The sequence below is a fragment of the Abyssibacter sp. genome (assembly GCF_964229365.1).
Lineage (GTDB): Bacteria > Pseudomonadota > Gammaproteobacteria > Nevskiales > OUC007 > Abyssibacter.
On sequence record NZ_CAXRDQ010000013.1, the window covers coordinates 1 to 6,450 of the forward strand.

Here is a 6,450-nt window from a genome sequence, read left to right on the forward strand (position 1 = left end):
CGCGGCCGCCGAGGCCATGACGACACCCTTCTGACCGTAGGTCGAGCCGGTAACGACGGTCGTGCGCCCCAGGCGCTTGGCCAGCAGCACCTGGCCGGTGACAGCCATCGCCAGCGTTGTACCGGCCGCCATCAAATCCTCGCGCTTGAAGTAGATCTGCGCGCCGCCGGCGTGTTCGCTCAGACGTTGCGCATGGAACAGCGATGATGGCCGATTGGCGGCGGCGACCAGAAAGCGGTCCAGGTCCGGCAGAAAGTTATTGTTCTCCCGCAGACGCTGATAGTCGGCTTCCAGCTGCGCAAACAACGGGTTGTACTGCGCGGAATCACCCAGGCGCCGCCGTTGTTCGTGTGGGCCGTCGTCGTTGATCTGGAATAGCGGAGATTCGGGGGCAACGGTGCGGCCGATGCTGGCAATCAGGCGCCAGTCGGGCGAGTCCAGATTGCCTTGCAGGCTGTCGCGCAAGCGCTTGGCTTCCGACAGGAAATCGCGTTCGCGGCCACCCTCGTAGAGCAGTTCGAGCAGTTGCACGCGCGCTTCGCGATTGTCGGGGTTGCGTGCCAGCTGGACGCGCAGCGCGGCCTCGACGGCGCGCTCCGCCTTGTCTGTCTTGGGTGTGGCCTTGCCGCGGATCTTGTCGAACATAGGGACCGTCCTCGTGTTGCGCCGGCGCGGCGTTCTGCCATCGCAAATTCGTGTCTGTTGGCGGGGGCATGGCGTGATGACGACGCTCCGCTTCGATCGCCTGCTTCCGCTGCGCCGAGTTTACGGGGTCATGGGGGGCGGCGACACGCGCCGAACAGGGTGGCGGCCTCGCCAGGACCGTCGGACGGCCGAAGCTGGGACCCCGGCACGTCAGCAGCCAGCACGCTTCCCATCGCACGGCATCGCAGCCGCAAGCCGCTGAGCGACCATGGCCCGCGCTATACAAGCAAGCAGTGCAGCGCGAATGTCTACGGTGAAAGGCGCCGCCGAATCAGGGTGTGGCTGGGCCGCTAACTCAGGTTTGGCGTGCCTTCCATGCCACAACGACGACGGCCGGCACCACCACAACCAGCATGGCGAGCGCTAGCGTTACGCCGGGGTTGGCAAAGGTGAGCCCGGCTTCCGGGAACCAGTCGCCACCTTTCACAAAGAGTAGGAAGTGGACGCCCATGGCTCCGATTGAGGCACACCATACGAGCCCGAGCGGTACGCGTTTGAACCACACGCCCGCTAGCAACGGGGGCATCGTACCGAGCACTAACCCGTACACGCCGACCTGCCCGAAGATACCCAACAACTGGGGTGGATTTCTCAGCACTGCAAATGCGGCCACTGCAATCACGACCAGGACCACGTGGCTGGCTTTGTAGGCCCAGGCCATCTGCTCTTCGTGGCTGCGGCCTCGCCCGTAGCGCTTGGCGAGGTTCAGTAAAAGGTCGTTGGCGGTGATCGTGGACAAACCGACCAGTAGGCCGTCCAGAGTCGACATGGCCGCGGCGAGCAAAACCACGCTAATGCAGGTGAACATCCAGTCTGGGAATGCATTCTTCAGGTACATGGTCATCACCAGGTCCTGACGAAACGCTCCGGTTGCTGCGTCGATGAGCTGCTCGGATGGCACGCTGATACGGGCGAAGAAGCCGACGGTGCCGAGCAGGAGGAAGACCGCCAGAGCCACCGCGAGAACGATCAAATAGCGGGCAACGGCTCTGTCGGACTTCACGTAGAGCGCCTTGGTCAGAATATGCGGTTGGCAGACCACGGCCGCGCCGACGAGGAACCCGGCCACGTAAATGGAGAAGACATTGTTAAACAGTGCGCCGTCGGGGTTTACGGGAGAGAGCAGGTGTTCTCCCTGCGCGGTGATGGCGTCGGCAAAGCTGGGTTCGGACTGAAACAGCAGGGGCAGGCCGGAGCCCAGCACCACGACGGCTACGACAATCATCAGGCTGCCTTGCAGCATGTTCGTGAATACGTGGGCATAGGTGCCGCCGACGAACACGTAGCCAGTCACGAAGACCAGAGTGATGAGCAAGGCTTCGGTATTGCCGATCCCGAGCAGTTGTTGCATGACGATGGAGATTCCGCCCACCAGCAAGACCACGAACGCAAAGGCCAGCAGGTTGGCGACAGCGAAGAACAACGCGTAGCCCGGCGAGCCATACCGGCGGCCAATCCAGTCGGGAATAGTCAATGCGCCGGACTCAGCGCCGATTCGCCGGAAACGAAACGAGAGCAACACGATGGTGACCATGAAGCCGAGATAGCTTGCAACCACCATGTGAAACCAGGCGGCCAGGCCATCCACGTAGACGAATCCAGGGTTGATGATGAACGTGGCGGCAGAGGCCACGCTTGCCGCCAAGGTCACACCTACCACGAGCGGAGACAAATCCCCATTGCCGATCGCAAAGCTTCCGAAACCTCGGGTTTTCTTGTAGCCCAGCCAACTGAGCCAGGCCGTGCCCAGCATGTAGGCTCCGAACAAGCTCCAGGCCAGCACTAGTCGCAGCCCTTGTCGCAGCGCCGAGTCTCCGCCGCCTCGAGAAAGCGGCGGTAGGTCGCGACGATGTCCTCGCGCACTCGCAGATCGTTGTGTTCGGTGCCCGGAAACTGGCGGTTGTATGCGCCGGCCAGGGCCGGGGATTGCGCAAAATCGTGGCCCAGGAAGGCCTTGTCTGCCTCTCCAGCGCCATCGTAGATGGTCAGCCATTGCGCCGGGCCATAAGTCTCGTCCCGGCCATCGGGGCCGTTCAGCGCCTCGAGCCAGGGTGTGTTCGCGCCAATTTCAGCGCAGGCCTTCACGATCTTTTCGCTGCCTGGCGGACAAAGGCTTGTGCCATCGTTGCCGCCGGCGATGCCGACAAAGGCCACCAGGTCGTCACGCAATTGAGGGTGGTCTTTCAGCGTCTTGCGAGCGACAGTCACTCCCAGCGAGTGTCCGACCAGGCTGAAGAGGTGCGAGCCGGTGTAGTCGCGCACGGCCTCGATAAACGCGTACAGGTCTGAAACGTTGATGTCGTTGCTGGTCATCGCCGGCACGCCGGTCACTTCGCATCGGGGGTCAGGTCGGGATTTCGCCGCCCCTAAGCCTGCGCCGCGACCGTTGTATGACAGCGCCCAGAGCGCCTGATCGCTCCAGCCTGCGGCGCGAAAGTCGTCGGCCACCAGACGCCAGTTACAGGCGTCGCCCGTGTTGCCGTGAACAAAGATCACAGGCACGTGCCCCGGTGGATCACCGCGATGCGTGCCGCCGAATCCTCCCAAGGGAAGGGCGTGTTCGCTGTCAGTCAGCATCGGGAAACCAGCGGCAAAATCGCGATCAGCGGGTTCTGGTGTTTGCGCCTGCACTCCGCTGATCACCAAGGTGAGCAGGGGGGCTAGCAGCCAGTGTGCTCGCGTGGCTCTTGGGCCGCTCGCCTGTGCAGAGTTGGTTGGGCTTCGCATCTCAGACTCCTCGATGACTCGTGTATGCCAGGCGCCGACCCGACAGGTCGCATGCCCGTTGTTTGTTTGCTGGGCGGGGGGTTATCTGCCGGCTTCTGCGAGCAGCGCCTGGACCTCATGCGCCACGACTCTCGCCCCATTGCCGCCCAGCAGGATCGTGTAGTGGTTGGTGTCAGGGACCTCGGCGGCACTGAACTGAGCGATTCCCCGCGAGGCTTTGGCCACACGTTTCGCCGGATAAAGCGGCTTGTCGTTCATCAATCCGCGGGGTGCGCGCAGGAATCGGACGGGGCACTGCAGCTGCAGAAGCGAGGCGGGCACCAGGTCTTCGAACAGTTGGGTGCGGACGTCTTGCAGGAGTGCGCTTTTTCGTGTGGCCGGTCGCAGCTCGGGGGCGTTGCCGACGAGGTCGTAATCGATGTAGTCCTCCAGGTAGGTGGACCAGTCATGCTTGAGCGCGGGGTGGTCTCGCCAGTAGTCACGGTAGGCCGCATGACTATCGAAGCTCATGTCGAGGCGCGTGAGGGCCGGGCCTAGAACTTTTTGCACCAGCTTTTCGATCATCCATTCGCCAAACGGCAGGCGATGCAGCGGCAACGGCGGCATGATCGGCAAGCCGCCATCGGCCATGAGCAAGGCGCCGGCGCGGCTGGGGTGCTGCGCGGCCATCACCGCGGCAATGAATGCACCCATGGAGTGCCCGAGCACGACATCGGCCCGCGAGAGTTTGAAGTGGTCGAGCACCGCCACCATATCCGCCGCGTGGGCGCGCATGCCCCAAGGGCCGGGAATGCCGCGACTGGCACCTCGGCCCCGCAGGTCGGGTGCCAGCAATTGCACCTCGTTGCCGAGCGCTTCTGCCAATGCCAGGAACTCGCGGTGCGAGGCGGTGATGCCGTGAATCGCCAGGATGACCGGGCCGCCACGGCCCCATCGAGCGACCGTCAGGTCACCGCCTTCGACGGCGACGGTGTGCGTGGAGTAGGTCAGCGAATCGGTGTGCGGGGACGCTGCAATGCTCATGGTGTCGTGCTCTCAGTGCGGGGCATCAGCGCGCTGCGCCGGATTTTTCCCGCTTCGTTACGTGGAAGTGCTTCGACAAACTCGAAGCTGCGGGGAACCTTGTACTTGACCAGCGACTCCGCGCATCGAGTGCGCAGTTGTTCGGCGGTCAGTGACGGGTCCCGGGTTTCGACCACCGCATGGACCCGCCGGCCGAGGTCGTCATCGGGCAGGCCCACAACCGCGACGTCGCGGACCAGGGGATGTGCGCTGATCACGGCTTCAACCTCAGCTGGATAGACGTTGGAGCCACCGCTAATGATGAGGTCGGTGCGTCGGTCGGCCAGGTACAGATAACCGTGGTCATCGACATGACCGAGATCGCCCACGCTCCGGTACCCATCGCCGTGCTCGGCCAGCGGCGGCGCGCCGACGTAGGCGTATTGGGCGGCGCCATCGCCGAAGCGTGAAAAAACTTCGCCGACCTCACCAATCGCGCGCTCTCGGCCGTCAGGATCGAGAATCTTGATGTCCGTCATGAAGCCGGTGCCGACGCTGCCACGATGACTGAGCCAGTCGGTACCGGAGATCGTGGTCAGGCCGGTGATCTCCGTGGCCGCCCACAACTCCCAGACTCGATCAGCACCAATTCGGTCGATCCAGCCGAGCTTGGCCCAGTCCGGACACGGCGCTGCAAGGTGCCAGAGCTTGCGGATGGAGCTGAGGTCGCGTTGCGCCAGACCCTCGGTACGCAACATGCGCTGCATCATGGTCGGCACCATGTTGAGTACCGTGGGCTGATGGCGTTCGATGAACGTTAGCGCCTGCTCGGCATTGAAGCGTTCGTTCAGCGCGATTGCCGCGCCCTGAAACAAGGCAATTTGCGAGAAGAAGAATGCCTGGTTGTGAAACAGCGGGCCCGGCGAAAACACCAGATCGCCGGGGCGGAAATCGAGCACGGCCGCCAGCGGGTGGCCCTGCCATGGAAACGCGAACGCGCCGGGCGACACGATCAGCTTGGGCTTGCCGGTGGAGCCGCCGGATGCGATGGCCTTGGCCGGTTGTGAGATGCGGTCTGGGGGCAGGGTATCTGGCCAGGCGGCGAGATCATGCAGATCTGCCGTGCGGATGGCGTCGAGGTCTGCGTCATCACTGAAGATCGCTGCCGCATCAACCAGCCCCAGCAGTGCATCGCGTTCGACCTTGGGCAGGCGAGCACTAACCGGGGTCGGGCAGGCACCGAGCTTGTAGGCCGCCAGTGTCACGAGCACATGCTCGAAACTGTTATGAAGGTGGATGGCAATGCGTTGGTGCTGGCACACACCTCGGGCGGCCAGCGCGTGGGCCAGACGGCTGGACTGTCGGTCCAGTTCGCGCCGGGTGTATGTCGAAACGCGACCGTCCTGATGCAGCAGATACACGGCGGCCGCGTTGGGTTCTTGCGCGGCCAGGGCATGCAGGGTGCGGCCTGGGGTCCATAGATCAGTGGCGTTCATGGGCGGGCTCCGTTTACGGGCAAGGGGCGTCGGCGGTCAGCGGGTGTGCCCACAGAAAATCGAGTGTGGCTCGGGTCAGGTCCGGTCCGAGTGGGTCGGTTAGCAGCAGGTCGCGAGGTGAGCCGTCGGATTCGCCCTGCGACCAGGCATGGCCCATCCCGTTGACCAGCCAGCGCTGGACCAACACGCAGCCCTGGGCATTCTCGTAACTGTCGATCTCGTAGCTGTGCCCGCCGGGCACTTGTCCGATTCCGGTACGCGCTGGCTCACGCGAAACGCTGCCGTTGTTGGCGCCGTCATCGGCCCAGTCGTCGCTGGCCAGATACTGGCCCACGATTAGGTCGGCATTGGGGTAGGGCACTTGCAAGTCCTGGCTACCCTGCAACACAAGCGCCGGAATGACGCGAGCGTGATCCCCCATCGCCTGATAGGCCCGTTCACCGGACACCTCCGCCGGCAGGTAGGCAATGCCGGCCGTACAGGTCGTGCCCTGATACTCGCAGCCGGCATAGATCATCAC

The 6,450-nt window shown here is 63.7% G+C and carries 4 protein-coding genes and 2 pseudogenes; all 6 read right to left on the reverse strand.

Annotated features, from left to right (window positions below; translation table 11 throughout):
- Positions 1 to 645: pseudogene (locus tag ACE1EY_RS01675) on the reverse strand (hypothetical protein); the annotation flags it as partial.
- Between the two features lie 355 nt (positions 646 to 1,000).
- Positions 1,001 to 2,488: a hypothetical protein gene (locus ACE1EY_RS01680; RefSeq protein WP_291514522.1), complete on the reverse strand. Its 1,488-nt coding sequence runs from the start codon at positions 2,486 to 2,488 to the stop codon at positions 1,001 to 1,003.
- The gene (locus ACE1EY_RS01685) at positions 2,488 to 3,432 is read right to left on the reverse strand and encodes an alpha/beta fold hydrolase (protein ID WP_370299293.1); all 945 of its coding nucleotides are present in this window, start codon (positions 3,430 to 3,432) and stop codon (positions 2,488 to 2,490) included. The genes ACE1EY_RS01680 and ACE1EY_RS01685 overlap by 1 nt, the downstream gene beginning before the upstream one ends.
- 81 nt (positions 3,433 to 3,513) lie before the next feature.
- Complete coding sequence (locus ACE1EY_RS01690) at positions 3,514 to 4,455, reverse strand: alpha/beta fold hydrolase (protein ID WP_370299294.1); 942 nt, start codon at positions 4,453 to 4,455, stop codon at positions 3,514 to 3,516.
- Positions 4,452 to 5,930 (reverse strand): AMP-binding protein, encoded by a 1,479-nt coding sequence (locus ACE1EY_RS01695; protein WP_291514525.1) that lies wholly within the window; start codon positions 5,928 to 5,930, stop codon positions 4,452 to 4,454. The genes ACE1EY_RS01690 and ACE1EY_RS01695 overlap by 4 nt, the downstream gene beginning before the upstream one ends.
- Before the next feature lie 13 nt (positions 5,931 to 5,943).
- Positions 5,944 to 6,450: pseudogene (locus ACE1EY_RS01700) on the reverse strand (hypothetical protein); the annotation flags it as partial.

Excerpts from the sequence above, each read along its gene's own strand:
- ACE1EY_RS01685 (WP_370299293.1), bottom strand. The coding sequence starts at position 3,432 with ATGCGAAGCCCAACCAACTCTGCACAGGCGAGCGGCCCAAGAGCCACG.
- ACE1EY_RS01690 (WP_370299294.1), bottom strand. The coding sequence starts at position 4,455 with ATGAGCATTGCAGCGTCCCCGCACACCGATTCGCTGACCTACTCCACG.
- ACE1EY_RS01695 (WP_291514525.1), bottom strand. The coding sequence starts at position 5,930 with ATGAACGCCACTGATCTATGGACCCCAGGCCGCACCCTGCATGCCCTG.